This window comes from Edaphobacter sp. (genome assembly GCF_035763405.1).
Lineage (GTDB): Bacteria > Acidobacteriota > Terriglobia > Terriglobales > Acidobacteriaceae > Edaphobacter.
Genome location: NZ_DASUBE010000075.1, coordinates 15427 through 34726, shown reverse-complemented (window position 1 = coordinate 34726; position 19300 = coordinate 15427). Strand labels below are relative to the sequence as shown.

Genomic DNA, 19300 nt, shown 5'->3' with positions numbered 1-19300 from the left:
GAACTGGAGGATATCGAGATTGCGCTTACGAAATTATCTCCTATGCTGAATCGAAAGGGCTCAATACGAAGGTGGTGTTTTTAAACGACGGGCCGGGACTTCTTCTGGGTTCGATGTGGAATGATTATGTGTATATGGAGGAGCGCTGGCCGAACCGCATAAAGGTTGTGACGCTTCGGATGGTGCCATATCGTCTAACCCTCGAGTGGCTGCGGTCATAAGGAGCTTGCATCATGGCCATCGGAGTTCCGAGAAAACGCACGGTATTGTCCACCCTGGCCTTCCCCAGCGAGGACATGGTATTGAGTTATCCGGGCAAAACGCCGTTGCTTCAGGTTTTGCAGACTGCCCCGGCTTCTGTCCGCGCGATTTACCGGGCAGGCCGGACTAACGGCTTCTATTTCGGAGAAAACCTGCGTGTCCTTGCACATTTGATGAAGGACCCTGAAGTCTGCGGAAAGGTGCGTCTCGTTTATATTGATCCTCCTTTTGCTACACAGACCGTTTTTCACTCACGGTCGCTGAAACATGCATACGAGGACGTGCTTTCCGGCTCTCGATATATTGAGTTCATTCGTCAGCGCCTCATTCTGCTGCGAGAACTTCTTGCAGAGGATGGCTCGATTTATCTCCACCTAGACGCCAAGATGGTGTTCCACGTTAAGCAGATTTTGGACGAAGTGTTTGGTGCGGGGAGTTTTCGCAATTGCATTACGCGAAAGAAATGTAATCCCAAGAACTACACACGTAAGCAATTCGGCAACGTCGCAGACTACATTTTGTTCTATACCAAAACTCAGAACTACATCTGGAACAAGCCAGTGGAGCCGTGGACGGAAGGCCGAGACAGGGAGTATCGCTACATTGACGAAAAGAGCGGCCGCAGGTTTATGAAGGTTCCGGTCCATGCCCCTGGTGTGCGAAATGGTGAAACAGGAAAGCCGTGGCAGGGTATGGTTCCGCCTCCGGGTAAGCACTGGCAGTACCCACCTGCGACTCTTGATGAGATGGATGCGCGTGGCGAAATCTATTGGTCTCCAAACGGCAATCCTCGTCGTAAGGTGTTTCTCGATGAGAGCGACGGGGTTGGCGTTCAGGATATCTGGATGGATTTCAAGGATGCTCACAACCAGAACATCTGCATTACTGGCTACCCTACGGAGAAAAATCCAGACCTGCTGGCGCGAATCGTTCAAGCGTCGTCGAACCCTGGTGATCTAGTTCTGGATTGTTTTTCAGGGTCTGGAACTACTCTCGCAGTTGCCGATGAATTAAATCGTCGCTGGATTGGAGTGGACTGTAGCCCGGAGGCGTTTACCACTATGCTGAGGCGCTTCCATTTGGGAGTAGCACCGATGGGAGATTTTGTCTCAACGCGAAAATCAAAGCGCACACCCCCCATACCCGCGCTTTTTGCGGAATACGAGACTAACAATACGTTACAGGTCAGCACTCCTAAGCAGAGAAAAATAACGAACTTTGCGCTTTATTCTGATGCCGAACTTGAGCCCCTAGCTAGAGTCATCGCATTGCGGTGTTCTCTATCAGACGAGGACAATGGCCAGGCTTTACAGCTCAACCAACTCAGCAACGAACTGCCTGCCAGTACTGTTCAGAAGGCCGAGACGCCTTCTTCGATGACGAGCTGATCGACGGCGATGTTCATCGACTTGCCGAGTTTTTTGTAGTCCTCTTTCCACCCGGCGGGCCAGTAGTAGGTGTCGCAGCGGCGGAGCAGGTCGTTCCAGATATTCTGCGCCTGCCAGATGTTGACCTCGAAGGGCATCCGGCGGATGGAGTTGGCGATGTCGAGTGCGCTCGAGAGCGCGCCGTTGGCTGTGGGGTCGCCGGCGGCGGCGGCCTCCAGCCGGACCATGGCCTGCTTCATGCGCTGGCCGGCGGTGAATCCCAGCAGCGCCGTGTCGAGCGCGATCTGGTCCGCGTCGGCGCTCTGGAGCAGTGAGTCGATTTCGGCGGAGTCGAAGGCGGGCGACTCGATGGCGCGGCGCAGCCCGGAGTTGATGGCGAAGGCAGCGGCGGTGGCCAGGGCGGGCGGCGCGGGTATGCCGCTCTCGGTAAGGAAACGCAGCAGCGAGGCGTGGTCCTCGTAGATCTTGCGCAGCGAGTCCTCCATCTCCGTGACGGTACGGTTGAGGATGATGTTCAGGATACGGTGCTGCTCGTCGGAGAACAGCGAGGTGAGCGAGTAGTCCATCACGCCGAAGAAGCGGTCGATTAGCCGGATGACCTCCGGCAAATTCGCGCGGCGCATGGCGCGGCCGGCGTCGGCTGCGAAGGCGGTAAATCTTTCGATCTCGGTTGGGTCTGCTGGGCTACAGGGGCGGACAGCGGCTGAGAGGTTCTGATCGCCCAGGTGCAGCACGGCAAAGCAGAGTTCTTCCGACTCTTCGGTAATGCGCGACGAGACCGTGGCGCGGCCCAGCGCGACGCGGCCGCGGCCTGAGCTGAAGATCTCGTGCGACTCGCGGTGTACGTCGTAGCAAAACAGTTCGCCGTCTTCGGGATAAGGGCGGAAGATCGAGCTGATGGCATAGTGCGCGCCGATCTCTTCGAGGCCGATCTTCATGCCGGTGACGAATCGGCCGTAGACCTCAGCCCCATTGCCGATCTCGGGGATGTTGCTTTTGGCCTTGCCGAGGATGTTGAGGAAGGCGGCTTCGAGCGCCGCGCCGGGTGAGCCGAAGAGCCGTGCGGCAAGCTGGAGCACGCGGCCGGCGTAGGCGATGACCTGAATGGTCTCGATGCCGGAGATCTCGTCGAAGAACCAGCCGCAACTGGTGTACATGAGTTGGGTGTGTCGTTGGAGTTCGAGCAGTTCGAAGGCGGCGATGCGCTCGGCGGCGGTCAGTTTGTGCGTTGCATGGTCTTTGAAGAATGCCTCCGTCGAGGCGGCGGAGCGGTTGAGCATGACACGGATGTAAGCGTCACGCGCGTCCCAGAGGTTTTTGAGGAGCGGCTTTGCAACCTCTTCAGAGAGCGGCACGGTAGCGTCGCGCAGAAAATCGAGCGCCTCGCGCAGAGGGCCGCGCCATTGCTGGCTCCAGCCTGCGCGTCCGCTGTTGCAGCCGCAGTCGGAACGCCATCGTTCGATGCCGTGCGGGCAGCTCCACGAGGTGTTCTCGACAATCTCGGCCTCAAACGCGGGCGGAAACTTTTCGAGGAACTCAGCGTAGTTGGTGAGCGTGGCGTCATGGCCGTCCTCGATCCGATGCATCGCGTCGGAGAGCGCCATCTCGCCGTGTTTGTGGTGGTGGCCGTAGCTCTCGCCGTCGGTTGCGATGTGGGTCAGTTGCGCGGCGGCGCTGTTGGTGAAGTTACCCACGAGGCGCTCGCCGAACTCCTGCCCGCTGTTCAGCAGTCCCTCGAAGGCAACCGCACGCGAGATGGGGCCGTTGTAGAAAAAGACGGCAATCGAACGGCCTTCATTGAGCCGCACCAGATACGGGTGCGTAGGATCGACCGTTGCGTCTGGCGTTTCGGTCCATGCGGGCATCGGTGCTTCTTTTGCTGCGAGGGCGCGCGTGCGGGCGCACTGGGCAGGCGCGAGGATGGTGAAACGAATGCCTTCCTGCGCCAGCACATCGAGCACGGCGCGGCTGACAGCGGTCTCGGCGAGCCACATGCCTTCGGGCTTGCGGCCAAAGCGCGACTCGAAATCAGCAATGCCCCACCGGACCTGCGTGCGCTGGTCGCGCACGTTGGCCAGCGGCATGATGATGTGGTTGTAGACCTGGGCCATGGCGGAGCCGTGCCCACTGTATCGCTGCTGGCTTGCCTTGTCCGCGTCCACCACCATCTTGTAGGTCCGTGGCGCGTAGTCTTTGAGCCAACTGAGCAGCGTGGGGCCGAAGTTGAAGCTCATCCGCGCATAGTTGTTCATGATGCGGATGATCTCGTTTTCTTTGTTGGTGATGCGCGAGGCGCCGTTGGGCGCGTAGCACTCGGCTGTGATGCGGTCGTTCCAGTCGTGATAGGGAGCAGCGGAGTCCTGCACCTCGATCGTTTCGAGCCACGGATTTTCACGCGGCGGCTGGTAGAAGTGACCGTGTACGCAGACGAAGCGCAACCGTTCCCCGGCAGCTGGGGAGGGCGGCGCGGCGATGGTCGCTGTGGCTTGAGACTCTGCCATGCTCCTTCAATCGTAACGCGAGAGACCGGCCTGCGCGGAGTTGTACGGATAGCGCAACGTCAAACCTTTGCAGAGGCGTTGGCCAGATCGCATGCGCGCCACAGATACCAGCTCGCCACTGAGCGCCATTGTCCCCAGCGTTTGGCGCGCTTCTGCATTACATCGGGCTTGGGCAGCAGATCTGGCGTCACTTTTTGCGTCGGCTTCAAGCCCTGGAAGGTGAGCGCGAAGCCTTTGCGCACCCCGTAGTCGGAGACGGGAAAGACATCCGGGCGGCCCAGACGGAAGATCAGCAGCATCTCGACCGTCCAGCGTCCGATGCCGCGCACTTGAATGAAGTGTTCGATGATGTCTTCATCCGACATGCGGCGGATGCGCTCGAGCGTCGGTACAGTGCCGTCCAGCGTCTTCGCGGCGAGATCACGAAGCGCGAGCATCTTGTTCTTGGAGAGACCCGCAGCGCGAAGCTGTTCGTTGGGACAGTCAAGCAGATGCTGCGCGGAAGGATGATTGCCGACGCCGCAGATGTCGTGGAAGCTCTCCATCATACGGCGATGAATCGTGGCGGCGGCTTTGCCGTGAAGCTGCTGGTAAATGATGCTCTCGACCAGCGCCTCGAACGGCGACTGTCCTCCCGAGATGCGGAGCTTGAACGGGCCAGCGCGCTCGATGAGGCGGCCAAGTTTCGGGTCGGCTGCGGAAAGCTCGCGGCAGGCAAGCGCAAAGTCGTAGCGTGGTGAACGAGGCGTGTTGATCGTGCGCGGCATAGGGATGACGGTATCGCAAGAAAGAGCGCGATGTCTCTCTGATTCAGCAGCCGGGAGAAAGGCGCGGAGAAATCTACGCTCGCAAAGAGAGCCGTTATGAAATTCGGACTAGATTGGTTCGCATTTACAACTGCGATACCTTTCGGGCAGGGTAGATGTAGTGGCAATCGTGGCGAATGACGGTGCGATGCACGAGATGTTGTGCAGCGCGGTTTTCGTGGCGGTTCGATAATCGGATGTAGTCGATGAAAAAACGCTCTGCTTCTGCGCGGACGCTTTCCGAAAGCGTTTTTCCACTGCTATACTCGGGCTTCCGAGTGAAGAAGTTTATCGGGCTGCGCGAAGCTGTGTGTTGCCCAGAATGCCGACTCGCTCAAAACGACGGCACACGAGTTTTGTAGTTCAGAAATCTTGAAGGCAACTTCCATCCTTTAAAGAGGAATGCAGAGGGAGCAGGAACCAACTCATGGCGCAAGTTTTTGACCGCAGTTCGAACGCGCTGGCTCGATTCAGTCTGGTTTTGACAGGAATCATCGTTGTCGCGCTCGGAGTCACGCTGAACGAGCTGCAGCGCTCACCATGGGTGACGCGACAGGGGCAAAGGCCGGACCAGCCCATTCCATTCAGCCACAAGCACCACGTCGAAGGTCTCGGGTTGCAGTGCCAGTACTGCCATACCTCGGTCGAAGACTCAAGCTATGCCGGCATTCCCCCAACCAAGACCTGCATGAACTGTCACGCGCAGATCTGGACGAACGCCACGCTGCTGGAGCCTGTCCGCCAGAGCTGGGCAACGGGGGCCTCGATCCAGTGGATCCGTGTGCATGACCTTCCCGACTACGTTTATTTCAATCACGAGATTCACGTGAACAAAGGCATCGGCTGCGCAAGCTGTCACGGGCGTGTGGATGAGATGCCGCTGATGTACGAAGAGAATACGTTGCAGATGGAATGGTGCCTGAACTGCCATCGCAATCCGGCGACGAACCTGCGGCCGACCTCCGAGATCTACAACATGGCATGGGCCGGGCCTTCCGGAGACCACCCGGTCTGGTGCACGAGCACAGGCCAGAATACAAATCCGGATGGAAGCTCGATTCCGACCTCGCAGCAGGTCAGTTGCACGACAACCGATCCGACCCACAGTGGACCCGAAGTGGCGCAGTTGCAGCCCCCCAGTCCGGGCGGGCTGGGCAGGCCGCAATCCGGGTTCGGTTCAGCGCCGCATCCGGTCGAAGGCGGCGAAGGCCAATCGGTGGCCAGCCCGCTGCCGTTGCAGCTCAAGACGGTCAACTACCAGAAGTTCACCAGCCAGATGGAGCTGGGTAAATACCTGACCGCCGAGTACCACATTCGCCGTCCGGAAGAACTTTCAAGCTGCGAGACGTGCCACCGATGAAGACCTCCGGCAATACAACTGGAATTGGGACAGACGAGACGATGGCTGAGACAAAAACAGGGGCGGGAGCCGAGCCCACCGTGGTGACACAGATTGCTCCGGCAAAGCTGACGCTGGCCGAGGTGCGCGCGAAGCTCGACGGCAAGACCGGACGGCGGTTCTGGAAGAACCTGGACGAGCTGGCCGAGACACCGGCGTTCCACGAGCTGATGCAGGAAGAGTTCCCGCGGCAGGCTGGCGCGGGCGAGTGGGTCGATGCGGTCAGCCGCCGCGGCTTCCTGAAGGTGATGGGCGCGTCGCTGGCTCTGGCTGGACTTGCGGGCTGCACCAAGCAGCCGGACGAGCCGATCTATCCCTATGTCAAGCAGCCCGAAGACCTCGTTCTGGGCAAGCCGATGTATTTCGCGTCGGCGCATCCGTTCCCGACCGGCGCGATTCCGGTGCTGATTAAGTCCGACGCCTTCCGGCCCATCAAAGTGGACGGCAACCCGGAGCATCCGGTCTCGCAGGGCAAGTCGGATGTCTTCACGCAGGGAACACTGCTCGACCTCTACGACCCGGACCGCTCCCAGCACGTGCTTAATCGCGGCAACAACGCGACGTGGGGCGACTTCCAGAACGCGCTTTTGACGGCCGCCAGGAAGCTGCCCGGCGGACAGGGTCTCTACTTCCTGAGCGCGACGATCACCTCGCCCACGCTGGCCGCACAGTGGAAGCAGGTGCAGGCGGCGTATCCGCAGGCGAAGCTCATCCAGTGGGAGCCGGTGAACCGCGATGCCTCGCGTGCGGCGACCAAGGCCGCCTTCGGCGACTATCTTGACCCGCAGTACAGGCTTGAAGACGCCGACGTGATCCTCTCGCTCGACGCCGATTTTCTGAGCGGCATCGCGCAGCCGGGCTTCCTGCCCATGGCGCGGGCCTATGCGGAGCGGCATCGCTACGAAGCAGGCAAGCCGATGAATCGCATGTACGTCGTCGAGACCATGCCGACGGTGACAGGGTTCAAGGCCGAGCACAGGCTGGCGCTCAAGCCGAGCGACCTGGTGGCTTTTGCGCAAGGGCTGGCCCGCGGCACGGCACCCGCGGGCGCGACCGCCGATCAGCAGAAGTTCTTCTCGGCCGTGCTGGCCGACCTCAAGAAGGCCGGCGGGCGTTGTGTGGTCATTCCGGGCGAGCAGGCTGTTCCCGAGGTCCATGCGGCCGCGTTTGCGCTGAACGCCTCGCTGGGCGCCGTGGGCAAGACGGTCGTTTACACCGAGACTGTGAACCCGATGCCGACCGAGCAGGTCGCCGACCTGAAATCGCTGGTTGCCGACATGAAGGCGGGCAAGGTCCAGTGGCTGGTGGTGCTGGGCGTCAACCCGGTCTACTCGGCTCCGTCGGACCTGCACTTTGCCGATGCCTACCAGAACATCCCGACCACAGTGCATCTGGGCTCGCATCTGGATGAGACCGGCGCGATCTCGAACTGGCACATCAATGGCGCGCACTATCTCGAAAGCTGGTCGGACGCGCGGGCTTATGATGGCACGCTGTCGATCATTCAGCCGATGATCGCTCCGCTCTACGACGGCAAATCGGCGCATGATGTCTTTCAGTCGCTTCTGGCCAATCCGCAGGCTTCGGCCTTCGATGTGGTGCAGGCGAACGCGAAGAATTTCATCAAAGGTGACTTCGCAACAGGTTGGCGCAAGGCGCTGCATGACGGCTGGATCGCTGACACGGCCTTTGCGCCGAAGGCAGTTGGTGCGCCGAAGAGCGTCGCATCCAGCCTGCCGACAGCAAGCGGCCTTGAAATTTCGTTCCGGCCCGATCCTTCGCTCTACGACGGCCGCTATGCCAACAACGGCTGGCTCGAAGAGCTGCCCAAGCAGGTCACGAACCTGAGCTGGGACAATGCTGCGATCATGAGCATGGGCACGATGGGCGAGCTGGGCGTCGAGGAATCCGATCCAGTCCGCATCGATTACAACGGCCGCTGGTTCATCGCTCCGGTGCTGATGGCTCCCGGACATCCCGACGGTGTGATTACGGTCCATCTGGGCTTTGGCCGTGGGCCGGAGGCGGGCCGCGTGGGCGCGGGCGTCGGCTTCGATGCCTACCAGATTCGCACGGCGGACAACCCGTACTGGATTGCGGGCGCGGTGGCCAAGAAGTCGCCAGGCACCTACGATCTCTGCGTCACCAAGGTCCACAACATCGAGCACCGTGGCGGCTTCGCCCAGTGGGACCTCAACAAGAAAGAGTACGACGTCGATGGTACCTACTCGCTGGCAGGGCATGAGGCCCAGGAGCGTGGCATCATTCGCTACGCAACCGTGGCCGAGGCGGAGAAGGAGCCGGACTTCGCGCACGAAGGCGGCGTCAGCGGCACGTCGATCTACAAGGTTGGTTATGCTCCCGAGGGCGAGCGCACCGACCATGACAACTCGTTCTTCCCGGACGTCTGGCGCTACGACCGCAAGGACCCCTCCTCGCTCAAGGTGCAGAACGCCTGGGGCATGGCGATTGACCTGAATAGCTGCGTGGGCTGCAACGCCTGCATCGTCAGTTGCTATGCGGAGAACAACATCGCTGTAGTCGGCCGCGAGCAGGTCAAGATTGGCCGCAACATGCAGTGGCTGCGCATCGACACCTATTTCGAAGGCGACCTGCACGCGCCCAAGGCGCACTTCCAGCCCATGGCCTGCCAGCATTGCGAGAACGCGGGTTGCGAACAGGTCTGCCCGGTCGGCGCGACCGTCCACACGCCCGAAGGCATCAACACGATGGTCTACAACCGCTGCGTGGGCACGCGCTACTGCTCGAACAACTGCCCGTACAAGGTGCGCCGGTTTAACTTCCTGCTCTACTCGGACTACGAGACCGAGAGCCTGAAGTTCATGCGCAACCCGGACGTGACGGTGCGCTCGCGCGGCGTGATGGAAAAGTGCAGCTACTGCGTGCAGCGCATCGAGGCGGCCAAGATTCAGGCCGACATCGAAAACCGCGCCATCCGCGACGGCGACATTGTGACAGCCTGCCAGCAGGCCTGCCCGACCGACGCGATTGTGTTCGGCAACATCAACGACAAGACAAGCAAGGTGGCAAAGCGAAAGGCCGAGGAGCGCGACTATCAGGTGCTCACCGATCTGAACTACCGCCCCCGCACCACCTACACGGCCGGTGTCATCAACCCGAATCCGGAGCTGGCATAAATGGCGACCAAAGGACCCATTCACGACGTTGTCGATCCGATGATCGATCCGCGCACCGGCGAGTACGCGGTCATCGCGCCGGGCCACAACTTCAAGTCGGTGACGCAGAAGATTGCGGGCATCGTGCTGACCTCGAACACGCCGCTCGGCTGGTTCTTCGGCCTGATCGTCGGCGGCTTTGTCGCCACCGGCGTCGTGATCGCGCTGACGTGGCTGTTCCTCAAGGGCGTCGGCATCTGGGGCGTCACCATCCCTGGCGCGTGGGGATTCGCTATCATCAACTTCGTCTGGTGGATCGGTATCGGCCACGCCGGCACGCTGATCTCGGCGATTCTGCTTCTGTTCAAGCAGCCGTGGCGTAATTCGATCAACCGTTTCGCCGAAGCGATGACGATCTTCGCGGTCTGCTGCGCCGGCATCTTCCCGCTGATTCACGTCGGGCGCCCGTGGCTGGCGTACTGGCTGTTCCCCTACCCGAACACGATGAACGTGTGGCCGCAGTTCCGCTCGCCGCTGGCGTGGGACGTCTTCGCGGTCTCGACGTATGCGACCATCTCGGTGGTGTTCTGGTACGTCGGCATGATTCCGGACCTCGGCACGCTGCGCGACCGCGCGAAGCTGCCGGCTGCGAAGTACTTCTACGGCATGATGGCGATGGGCTGGCGCGGTTCGACGCGGCACTGGATTCGCTACGAGTCAGCTTCGCTGCTGCTGGCCGGTCTTTCGACGCCTCTGGTGCTCTCGGTCCACACGGTCATCAGCTTCGACTTCGCCGTAGCGGCTCTGGCGGGTTGGCACACGACCATCTTCCCGCCTTACTTCGTGGCGGGCGCCATCTATTCAGGCTTCGCCATGGTCATCACGCTGGCCATTCCGATCCGCAAGTTCTACCACCTCGAAGACCTGGTGACCAAGCGCCACCTGGACTGCATGGCGAAGGTCATGCTGGGCACCGGCTGCATCGTAGCCTACGGCTATGGCATGGAAATCTTCATGTCATGGTATTCGGCCTCGCACTGGGAGTTCTTCATGATGTGGAACCGTATGTTCGGGCCGATGGGCTGGGCATACTGGATGCTGATTCTGACGAACATCGCGATTCCGCTCACAACGTTGTGGTCGCGCAAGCTGCGGGTGAACGTGGCGTATCTGTTCGTCCTCTCGTTCATCATCAATACCGGCATGTGGTTTGAGCGGTTTGTCATCGTTGTCACCAGCCTCTACCGCGAATACCTGCCGTCAAGCTGGGGCACGTACCGGGCGACGAAGTGGGACTACCTCACCTACGTAGGCACGCTCGGCCTGTTCACCTTCCTGTTCTTCCTCTTCGTCCGCTTCCTGCCGATGATTCCGATGTCGGAGATCCGGATGATGCTGCCGCAGACCAAAGTTACGCCCGGCGGGCCCACTGCCGAGGTCATCAGCGAGGAGTCAGTCTAATGCCGCCGCGTGAAGGAATTTACGGTTTACTGGCCGAGTTCAATACTCCGGGCGAGTTGGTGGAGGCGACTGAGGCTGCCTACGCGGCAGGCTATCGCCGCATGGAGTGCTACACGCCCTATCCGGTGGAAGAGGCGGCCACGGCGCTGCACTTCCACAGAACGCGCGTCCCTCTGGTTTGTCTGGTCGGCGGCCTGATGGGCCTGATTACGGCGTTCGGCATGGAGACATGGATTAACGTGTGGGCCTATCCGCTGAATATCGGCGGGCGTCCGCTGTTCTCCTGGCCGGCGTTCATCATCCCGGCCTACGAGTGGACCATTCTGTTTTCGGGTCTGGCGGCGGCGTTCGGCATGATGGCGCTCAACGGCCTGCCGCAGCTCTATCACCCGGTCTTCAATGCAGCCAACTTCAGGAGCGGCGCGACCACGGATAAGTTCTTCCTCTGCCTGGAGGCGGCCGATCCTCAGTTTTCTCCCGCCGGAACGCGGGCGTTCCTCGAACAGTTCCCCGCGGTCTCCGTGGTGGAGGTGGACCATTAATATGCACGTGAACAAGACAGTCCTGCGCATTGCATTTGCCACAGCCGCTCTCGGTCCGCTGTTTGTGCTGGCCGGCTGCCGCCAGGACATGCACGACGAGCCGAAGTTCTTTCCGCAGCGGGGCACGACCTTCTACGCGGATGGCCGCTCGGTGCGCCCGCAGGTGGCCAATACCGTGGCGCGCAACCAGTTGCACGAGAACACCTACTTCTACACGGGCCTGGTGGACGGCAAAGAGGGCAACACGATGCCTTTCCCGGTGACGATGAAGGTGCTTGAGCGCGGACAGGAGCGTTACAACGTCTACTGCACCCCGTGCCACTCGCGCGTAGGCAACGGCGAAGGCATGATCGTGCAGCGCGGCTATGCGCACGCAGGCGACTTCCACACCGCTCGCCTCGAAACAGCGCCGCTCGGCCACTTCTTTTACGTCATCTCGAACGGCTACGGCGCCATGCCTGACTACTCGGCGCAGGTGTCTCCCGTGGACCGCTGGGCCATCGTTGCCTACATCAAGGCGCTGCAGTTGAGCCAGCATGCCACCGACGCCGACATACCCGCCGGCGAGCACGCGTCCCCGCTCGACAGCATCGCCGAGAAGGACGGCCTGCCCGCATCGTTCGCCAAGCCCTGGGCACTGCCCGCGACGGCGACCTACGGCACGCCCAACGACCAGAGTTTCGTTCTGCCCTCGCCGGGAAGCTCGGCCACGGGTACGCCTGCCGCGCGCACGGCAAAGACAAATTCCCCGGCAACAGCCGGCAAAACCGCAGCGAAGCAGTAACCTCGGACGTTTCCGAACGAAGGCCTGAATAGCATGTCATCTGGACACGAACATAACGGCGGAGCAGGCGGCCACCACGGCTACCCGGGGCCGCGTCCGCTTCCGCAAACGCTGACCGCGCCGGAGGCCGTCAACGCCTGGCGGACGCGCGCGCTCGTCGTCGCCGTTGTTGCGGCGCTGTTGACGATTCCCTTCGGGTTCACGCACGAGGGCAAAAACCACATCATCCGCGCCTACCTCATGGGCTTTATGACCTGCTTCGGCTTCGCCGGCGGCGGGCTCTGCGTGCTGATGCTGCAATACGTCACGGGTGGCAAATGGGGTCTGCTGCTGCGCCGTCCCATCGAGGCAATGAGCCGCACCCTGTGGCTGGTTGCGCTGATGTTCGTTCCCATCGGCATCTGGATGGGCCACCTCTACCAGTGGGCGAAGTATCCCACGCAGGCGACGACGCTGGACGCACTCTCGAAGGGCTGGATCACGCTCGAACAGGCGCTGACCGCCAACGACAAGCGCCCCATGCTCAACCCGGGTGCGGCATGGGTTCAGGTCGGTATTGTCTTCGCCATCCTTCTGACCTTCACCTACTTCCTCAATAAATGGTCGCTCCAGCAGGACGCCGACCCGCTCCGGGGAACGCAGGGCAGCTTCGACCGCTGGCGCACCAAGTTCGAGAACCTCAGCGGCATTGGCATCCTTATCTATGTCATCCTGCTGACCGACCTTTCGATCCTGTTGATTAAGTCGCTCGACGTGACCTGGTACTCCTCCATCTATGGTTTGCAGTTTCTGGTGGGTCAGGGATACGCGGTGCTGGCGCTGGGCATCCTGATCGTCATCCTGCTCTCGCGCTTCGAGCCGATGAAGACGTTGTTGCGCGTGACCGAACAGCACGACCTGGGCAAACTCGCCCTCGCCTTCGTGATGTTGAACATCTATCTCTGCTTCGCGGAGTTCCTGATCATCTGGTCGGGCAACATCCCCGACGAGATTCCCTGGTACCTGAACCGCATCCACGGCGGCTGGTGGTACATCTGCTCGCTCGACTTCATCGCGCACTGGTTGATTCCGTTCTGCCTCTTGCTCTCGCGCGATCTCAAGCGCAATAAGAAGAAGATGATCTGGCTGTGCAGTTGGATGATCTTCGCGCGGCTGGTGGATATGTTCTGGCTCATCGAGCCGAACTTCAAGGATGCGGCGGGCAATCTGCATATCCACGGCAACGTCGGCATTCTTGCCTACATTACCGTGCCGCTCTGCGTGCTTGGAATCTGGACTGCTTATTTCCTGACTGAACTGAAGGCGCGGCCGCTGGTCGTCGTCAACGACCCGCACCTCGAAGAGATGCTGGAGCCCGAACATGCCCACTAACGACCATCACAAGATCAATCAGCCGCTGAACCCGGAGCTTGGCGTCCGCGATGCCGAAAGCCCGGGCTACGAGACGAGCGACGTCAACGTCAACGGCATCCTTGTCTTTCTGGCCGGACTGTTCGGCTCGGTGCTGATCTTCTTTGTCTTCTGCTTTGTGCTGGGCCGTGTCATCAACACCGCGCTCAAGAAGGAAGACGGCCCCGCCAATAAGTGGAGCCAGATGACAGACTTCTCCGGCGCGACCACCAACGGCGGCAAGCGCCAGGACCTCGCCAGCGATCCGCAGATCGAGCAGAAGCAGCTTCAGCAGATTACACAAGCGTTTCCTTCGCCTCGTCTGGACACCGACGACGGCGAGCAGTCCACCGCCGACCTGCACGCACGCGAGGACCTGCTGCTCAACAACTACAGCGTTACGCCGGACGGAACGGTCCGCATTCCCATTACGCGCGCCATGCAGTTGATCGCTCAGCGCGGTCTGCCGGTGAGCGCGCCTTCGACGACCCAGGTGGCGATGTTCGGCGATGACCATCCGGTCATTCTCGCTCCGCTCACCACTGGCTTTGCGCGCACAGGCTATGAGCTGGATGTCATCGCGGCGCGTGAACAGAAGCTGGCTTATGGACGGGCCATGAGCGCGGAAAACGCAGGAACCGCCACCGAGCGATAACTGAGGGATACGATAAAGAAGAAGGCATGATCGACAGACGGACAATTCGAGGAGGTTGGTGGAAGGCGGCGCTGGGCTGCGCGCTGCTGGCTGCCCTCGCGAGCGTGCCGCTGTCGGCGCAGGTCTCCGGCTACGGCGAAAAGCAGATGGGCGAGAACCACGGCGACCAGTTGCCCAACATGCTCCAGAAGGTCTCCGTCGCGCAGCATCTGAACCAGCCGTTGCCATTGGACGCCCAGTTTGTCGATGAGACGGGCAAGCAGGTCAAGCTCGGCGACTACTTCGGCAAGAAGCCCGCCATCCTGTCGCTGGTCTATTACAACTGCCCGATGCTTTGCTCAGAAGAGCTCGACGGACTGACGAGCGCGCTGATGATGGTCCACCTGACTCCGGGTAAAGACTTCAATGTCATCGTCATCAGCATCGACCCCAGTGAAGGCCCGGAGCTGGCCGCGAAGAAGAAGGCGCTCTATGTCAAGCGTTATGGCCGCCCGGAGACGGCGGCGGGCTGGCACTTTCTGACCGGGCAGCGTCCTGCGATCGACGCCGTGACCAAAGCGGTCGGCTTCGGCTATGTGCGTGTCCCGGGCCCAGACGGCAGAATGACGCAGTTTGCGCACGCCAGCTCGATTGAAATTGCAACAACGAATGGAAAGCTTGCGCAGTATTACCTTGGCGTGGAGTACTCGCCCAAGGACATGCTGCTTGGCCTGATTGAGGCCTCGGGCAACAAGATCGGCTCGCCGGTGGCGAACATCCTCACCTACTGCTACGAGTATGACCCCCAGACGAACACGCACTCGCTCATTGTGGTGCGCGTGGTGCAGCTTGGCGGCATGATTACGGTGGCGGGGTTGGGGGGATTCATGTTCCTCAGCTTCCGGAGAGAGTCGAAACTGGGGCGCAATCACGACCTGACCAAGAAAGAGACGGATGAAGGGTAACGATGCATATTAGTCAAGTCCTGTGGCAGTTTCTGGTGAAGTGGCTCACCGCCTCCGCGCTCTTTCCGCGCGAAGCGTCGACCATTGCTCCCTACGCCGACGCGCTCTATTTCTTCCTGCTGACGATTACCGTCATCGGCCTGGTGCTGGTGGGCACGCTGATCTTCGGCTTCTCCATCCGCTACCGCAAGGAGAAGCACCCGGTGGCCGAGCAGGTCGAAGGCTCGACGCTGCTCGAAGCGACCTGGACTATCATTCCGCTGGCGCTGTTCCTTATCACTTTTGTCTGGGGCGCGATCCTCTACTTCCGCATCTACAACCCGCCGACCAACGCGATGAACATCTATATCGTGGGCAAGCAGTGGATGTGGAAGGCCGAGCACCCGGGCGGCCAGCACGAGATCAACGCGCTGCACGTGCCCACGGGCCGACCTGTCCAGTTGACGATGATCTCACAGGACGTCTTCCACAGCTTCTCGATCCCCGACTTCCGCGTGAAGCGTGAGGTCATTCCCGGCCGCTATTCGACCGTCTGGTTCCAGGCGACCACACCGGGCACGTACCACATCTTCTGTACGCAGTACTGCGGCACCAACCACTCCGCCATGATCGGCGAAGTCACGGTGATGGACCCGAAGGACTACCAGCAGTGGACGCAGGAGTCCACCAGCGGCATGTCGCTGGCGCAAAACGGCGAGCGACTCTTTGCCAGCATGGGGTGCAACGCCTGCCACAACGGCGGCGCCACTGCGCGCGGGCCCAACCTGGCCAATGTCTACGGGTCGAAGCTGCAACTGACCAACGGATCGCAGGTACTGGTCAACGATGCTTACCTGCGCGACGCGATTCTCAATCCGTCCGAGCACATCACGGCAGGCTATGCGCCGATTATGCCGACCTATCAGGGGCAGATCAGCGAAGACGGCCTGATTGATCTTGTCGAGTTCATCAAGACGTTACACAGCAATTACCGTATTCAGGAGACCCTGACTACGGCGGAGTCGAACCAACAGGCGCCAACAACGCCAGGGGCGGAAAAGTAATGAGCGCAACGAGCAGCACCATTCTGAACCTGCCGGACCAACGCACGGCATCCCTGCCGAAGCGCAGCTACCTGAATAACGAAGACGGGTTGCTGAGCTGGCTGTTGACTGGGGACCACAAGCGCATCGCGATCCTCTATCTGATCTCGATTACCATCTTCTTCTTCATCGGCGGGGCCTTTGCCGGCCTCATCCGCCTGGAGCTGCTGACGCCGCAGCCGGATCTGGTCGCATCGGACACGTACAACAAGCTGTTCTCGATGCACGGCATCATCATGGTGTTCCTCTTCCTGGTGCCGTCGGTGCCTGCGACGCTCGGCAACTTCCTGATCCCCATCATGCTGGGCACAAAGGACCTGGCGTTCCCGAAGGTCAATCTGCTGAGCTGGTATCTCTACTGGGTCGGCGGCATCTTCATCATGACGGCGCTGGTGCTGGGCGGCGTGGACACAGGCTGGACCTTCACGACCCCGCTCTCGACCCACTACCTGAACACACACGTGGTCACAGCGGCGCTGGGCATCTTTATCGCCGGGTTCTCGTCCATCTTCACCGGTCTTAACTTCATCGTCACCATCCACCGGATGCGCGCGCCGGGCATGACCTGGTTCCGGATGCCGCTCTTCGTCTGGTCGCATTACGCAGCTTCCATTCTGATGGTGCTCGGCACGCCGGTGCTGGCCATCACGCTGGTACTGGTGGCGCTTGAGCGCACCATCGGCATCGGCGTCTTTGACCCGACCAAAGGCGGCGACCCGCTCCTGTTCCAACATCTGTTCTGGTTCTACTCGCACCCTGCCGTCTACATCATGATTCTGCCCGGTATGGGCGTCATCTCCGAGGTCGTCAGTACCTTCAGTCGAAAACGAGTCTTCGGATACACGGCGGTGGCGTTCTCCTCGGTGGCCATCGCGCTGTTCGGCTTCTTCGTGTGGGCGCACCACATGTTCATCATGGGTGTTTCGAACTACTCGGCGCTGGTCTTCTCGCTCTTGACCATGCTGGTGGCCGTGCCGTCGGCGATCAAGATCTTCAACTGGGCGTTCACGCTCCAGAAAGGCTCGATCACCTTCGAGACGCCGATGCTCTATGCCTTCGGCTTCATGGGGCTGTTCACCATCGGCGGCATGACGGGCGTCTTCCTGGGCGCGCTGGGCATGGACATCCACCTGACCGAGACCTACTTCATCGTCGCGCACTTCCACTTCGTCATGGTGGGTGGCATGTTGATGGCGTTCCTCTCGGGCGTTCACTTCTGGTGGCCCAAGATGACCGGGCGGATGTATCCGGAGTCGCTCTCGAAGCTGGCCGCCGTCACCACCTTTATCGGCTTCAACCTGACCTTCCTGCCGCAGTTCGTTCTTGGCTATCTGGGTATGCCGCGCCGCTACCATGCGTATCCGCCGGAGTTCCAGGTGCTCAACGTGCTCTCGACCGCGGGTGCAACGGTGCTGGGCGTAGGTTATGTGTTGCCGCTGCTGTATCTGGCGTGGTCGCTCAAGTACGGGCCGATTGCGGGCAACAATCCGTGGCAGGCCACCGGGCTTGAGTGGCAGATTCAGTCGCCGCCGCTGACCGAAAACTTTATAGAAATCCCCGTCGTAGACTATGAAGCGTATGACTACGAATGGCTGGCCAAGAAGATGGAACAAGAGGTGACGACCGTTGGATAACACGATCGTAGCAACAACTTCGAGCACCGAGGCAGCCGTGGAAGAACACGTTCATGTGTCTTTGCCCCAGCACCGTCACCACTTCGAGACGGAGGAGCAGCAGCGCGAGGCCGGCACCTTCGGCATGTGGCTATTCCTGCTGACCGAGATCATGTTCTTCGGCGGCATGTTCTTCGCCTACCTGCTCTACCGCAACTGGTACTACGACGCCTTCGTCGTCGGCTCAAACCAGCTCAGCATCCCGCTCGGCGGCACGAACACGGCGGTCCTCATCACCTCCGGTTTCTTCATGGCGCTGGCGGTGTGGGCGGCGGAGCTGCGCAAGAAAGGGTTGCTGCTGCTCTTTCTGGTGCTCACCACTGTCTTCGGCTTCGTCTTCCTCGGCATCAAGTATGTCGAATACCACGAGAAGTGGGAGCTGCACCACATTCCCGGCGCACACTTCGACGTCTCGCAGTTCGTCAACCCGAAGGCTTACGGCCTGAAGGAAGAGCCGCTGGCGCCCGACATGGCGCAGAAGGTGCAGATTTACTTCTCGCTCTACTTTGCCATGACCGGCATGCACGCGCTGCACATGATCATCGGCGTCTTTCTGCTGTTCTGGCTCATGTGGCGAACGCAACGGGGAGACTTTACCTCGGGGTATGTCGCGCCTATAGAAAACTTTGCGTTGTACTGGCACTTTGTCGATATTGTGTGGCTGTTCCTGTTTCCGCTGCTCTACCTGATCAATCGACACCCTATATAGCCGGCAAACGCGCATCCTGATTTTACCGGCCTCCTCAACAGGCCAGGAGAAGAGCATGAGTGAGCATCACGACGCCTCCAATATCACCAACCCTGAACACGCGCAGCACCACATCGTCACGCCCAAGGTTTATGGCATCGTCTTCGCTACGCTGCTGTTCTTTACCTGGCTCACGGTGTACGCCGCGTTCAAGGACCTTGGTATTCTCAATCCGGTCATTGCGTTGGCCATCGCCAGCACCAAGGCCGTCATCGTCATCCTGTTCTTCATGCATGTGAAGTTTCAGTCCAAGCTCATCAAGATGACCGTGGCTTGCGGATTTTTCACCTTCCTGGTACTGATTACCATGACCTTGAGCGACTACATGAGCCGCGCCTGGGGCCTCTGGTAGTTCCCATCGCAGCGTCAACGAAAGTGCGGCCCGCGTGGCCGCATTTTTCGTCCCCGGCGACGGGCCGCTGCCAGCATAAAAGTCGTTGTGGCGTGCCCATCCAGGTGGTACAGTTCGAGCAAGCGCGAAGAGATGAATGTTCCTGAACACTGCGTCACGCAATGGCGAGGTCTCAGGG

General features: G+C 60.5%; 16 protein-coding genes. 14 read left to right on the top strand and 2 right to left on the bottom strand.

Translation table 11 applies throughout. The features are described 5' to 3' along the window. On the top strand, positions 1-221 hold a 221-nt coding region (locus VFU66_RS07535), incomplete at its 5' end, for a hypothetical protein (RefSeq protein ID WP_326445631.1). A 12-nt stretch (positions 222-233) separates the two neighbouring features. Next, positions 234-1649: a site-specific DNA-methyltransferase gene (locus VFU66_RS07530; RefSeq protein WP_326445630.1), complete on the top strand. Its 1416-nt coding sequence runs from the start codon at positions 234-236 to the stop codon at positions 1647-1649. Here VFU66_RS07530 and VFU66_RS07525 read toward each other — a convergent pair. Together VFU66_RS07525 and VFU66_RS07520 are read right to left on the bottom strand one after the other, a co-directional pair. After that, positions 1613-4150 carry a DUF3536 domain-containing protein gene (locus VFU66_RS07525; RefSeq protein WP_326445629.1) on the bottom strand — a complete coding sequence of 846 codons (2538 nt, stop codon included), beginning with the start codon at positions 4148-4150 and terminating at the stop codon, positions 1613-1615. The two genes, VFU66_RS07530 and VFU66_RS07525, sit on opposite strands and share 37 nt — an antisense overlap. Positions 4151-4209: 59 nt before the next feature. Then, positions 4210-4917 carry a DNA-3-methyladenine glycosylase family protein gene (locus VFU66_RS07520; protein ID WP_326445628.1) on the bottom strand — a complete coding sequence of 236 codons (708 nt, stop codon included), beginning with the start codon at positions 4915-4917 and terminating at the stop codon, positions 4210-4212. 466 nt (positions 4918-5383) lie between these two features. Between VFU66_RS07520 and VFU66_RS07515 the strand changes: the two genes are divergently transcribed. The 12 genes from VFU66_RS07515 to VFU66_RS07460 are packed head-to-tail and all read left to right on the top strand — an operon-like array spanning position 5384 to position 19122. Continuing rightward, a complete protein-coding gene (locus tag VFU66_RS07515; RefSeq protein WP_326445627.1) occupies positions 5384-6316 on the top strand; it encodes a cytochrome c3 family protein in 933 nt (310 codons plus the stop codon). Between the two features lie 41 nt (positions 6317-6357). Continuing rightward, positions 6358-9513 carry a TAT-variant-translocated molybdopterin oxidoreductase gene (locus VFU66_RS07510; RefSeq protein WP_326445626.1) on the top strand — a complete coding sequence of 1052 codons (3156 nt, stop codon included), beginning with the start codon at positions 6358-6360 and terminating at the stop codon, positions 9511-9513. Next, positions 9514-10953 (top strand): NrfD/PsrC family molybdoenzyme membrane anchor subunit, encoded by a 1440-nt coding sequence (nrfD, locus tag VFU66_RS07505; protein ID WP_326445625.1) that lies wholly within the window; start codon positions 9514-9516, stop codon positions 10951-10953. Beyond that, positions 10953-11495: a DUF3341 domain-containing protein gene (locus VFU66_RS07500; protein ID WP_326445624.1), complete on the top strand. Its 543-nt coding sequence runs from the start codon at positions 10953-10955 to the stop codon at positions 11493-11495. The genes nrfD and VFU66_RS07500 overlap by 1 nt, the downstream gene beginning before the upstream one ends. 7 nt (positions 11496-11502) lie before the next feature. Further along, entirely contained in the window at positions 11503-12279 is a 777-nt protein-coding gene (locus tag VFU66_RS07495) for a c-type cytochrome (protein WP_414649392.1), read from the top strand. A gap of 33 nt (positions 12280-12312) precedes the next feature. After that, on the top strand, positions 12313-13650 hold the full coding sequence (locus VFU66_RS07490) for a hypothetical protein (protein ID WP_326445622.1): 1338 nt from the start codon (positions 12313-12315) through the stop codon (positions 13648-13650). Then, positions 13640-14323, top strand: coding sequence for a hypothetical protein (locus VFU66_RS07485; RefSeq protein ID WP_326445621.1), 684 nt, complete (start codon positions 13640-13642; stop codon positions 14321-14323). Before VFU66_RS07490 ends, VFU66_RS07485 begins: the two co-directional genes overlap by 11 nt. Before the next feature lie 26 nt (positions 14324-14349). Further along, entirely contained in the window at positions 14350-15267 is a 918-nt protein-coding gene (locus VFU66_RS07480) for an SCO family protein (RefSeq protein ID WP_326445620.1), read from the top strand. A gap of 2 nt (positions 15268-15269) precedes the next feature. Further along, complete coding sequence (gene coxB, locus VFU66_RS07475) at positions 15270-16310, top strand: cytochrome c oxidase subunit II (protein WP_326445619.1); 1041 nt, start codon at positions 15270-15272, stop codon at positions 16308-16310. Then, a complete protein-coding gene (locus VFU66_RS07470) occupies positions 16310-17983 on the top strand; it encodes a cytochrome c oxidase subunit I (protein ID WP_326445618.1) in 1674 nt (557 codons plus the stop codon). The genes coxB and VFU66_RS07470 overlap by 1 nt, the downstream gene beginning before the upstream one ends. After that, positions 17976-18731, top strand: a complete 756-nt coding sequence (locus VFU66_RS07465) for a cytochrome c oxidase subunit 3 family protein (RefSeq protein WP_326445617.1) — start codon at positions 17976-17978, stop codon at positions 18729-18731. The genes VFU66_RS07470 and VFU66_RS07465 overlap by 8 nt, the downstream gene beginning before the upstream one ends. A gap of 55 nt (positions 18732-18786) precedes the next feature. Next, positions 18787-19122: a cytochrome C oxidase subunit IV family protein gene (locus VFU66_RS07460; protein WP_326445616.1), complete on the top strand. Its 336-nt coding sequence runs from the start codon at positions 18787-18789 to the stop codon at positions 19120-19122. The last annotated feature ends 178 nt before the right edge of the window (positions 19123-19300 follow it).

What these genes read in the sequence shown, in the direction of transcription:
- VFU66_RS07470 (WP_326445618.1), top strand. Translation starts at nt 16,310, where the DNA reads ATGAGCGCAACGAGCAGCACCATTCTGAACCTGCCGGACCAACGCACG.
- VFU66_RS07490 (WP_326445622.1), top strand. Translation starts at nt 12,313, where the DNA reads ATGTCATCTGGACACGAACATAACGGCGGAGCAGGCGGCCACCACGGC.
- nrfD (WP_326445625.1), top strand. Translation starts at nt 9,514, where the DNA reads ATGGCGACCAAAGGACCCATTCACGACGTTGTCGATCCGATGATCGAT.
- VFU66_RS07460 (WP_326445616.1), top strand. Translation starts at nt 18,787, where the DNA reads ATGAGTGAGCATCACGACGCCTCCAATATCACCAACCCTGAACACGCG.
- VFU66_RS07530 (WP_326445630.1), top strand. Translation starts at nt 234, where the DNA reads ATGGCCATCGGAGTTCCGAGAAAACGCACGGTATTGTCCACCCTGGCC.
- VFU66_RS07525 (WP_326445629.1), bottom strand. Translation starts at nt 4,150, where the DNA reads ATGGCAGAGTCTCAAGCCACAGCGACCATCGCCGCGCCGCCCTCCCCA.
- VFU66_RS07480 (WP_326445620.1), top strand. Translation starts at nt 14,350, where the DNA reads ATGATCGACAGACGGACAATTCGAGGAGGTTGGTGGAAGGCGGCGCTG.
- VFU66_RS07520 (WP_326445628.1), bottom strand. Translation starts at nt 4,917, where the DNA reads ATGCCGCGCACGATCAACACGCCTCGTTCACCACGCTACGACTTTGCG.
- VFU66_RS07510 (WP_326445626.1), top strand. Translation starts at nt 6,358, where the DNA reads ATGGCTGAGACAAAAACAGGGGCGGGAGCCGAGCCCACCGTGGTGACA.
- coxB (WP_326445619.1), top strand. Translation starts at nt 15,270, where the DNA reads ATGCATATTAGTCAAGTCCTGTGGCAGTTTCTGGTGAAGTGGCTCACC.
- VFU66_RS07485 (WP_326445621.1), top strand. Translation starts at nt 13,640, where the DNA reads ATGCCCACTAACGACCATCACAAGATCAATCAGCCGCTGAACCCGGAG.
- VFU66_RS07515 (WP_326445627.1), top strand. Translation starts at nt 5,384, where the DNA reads ATGGCGCAAGTTTTTGACCGCAGTTCGAACGCGCTGGCTCGATTCAGT.
- VFU66_RS07500 (WP_326445624.1), top strand. Translation starts at nt 10,953, where the DNA reads ATGCCGCCGCGTGAAGGAATTTACGGTTTACTGGCCGAGTTCAATACT.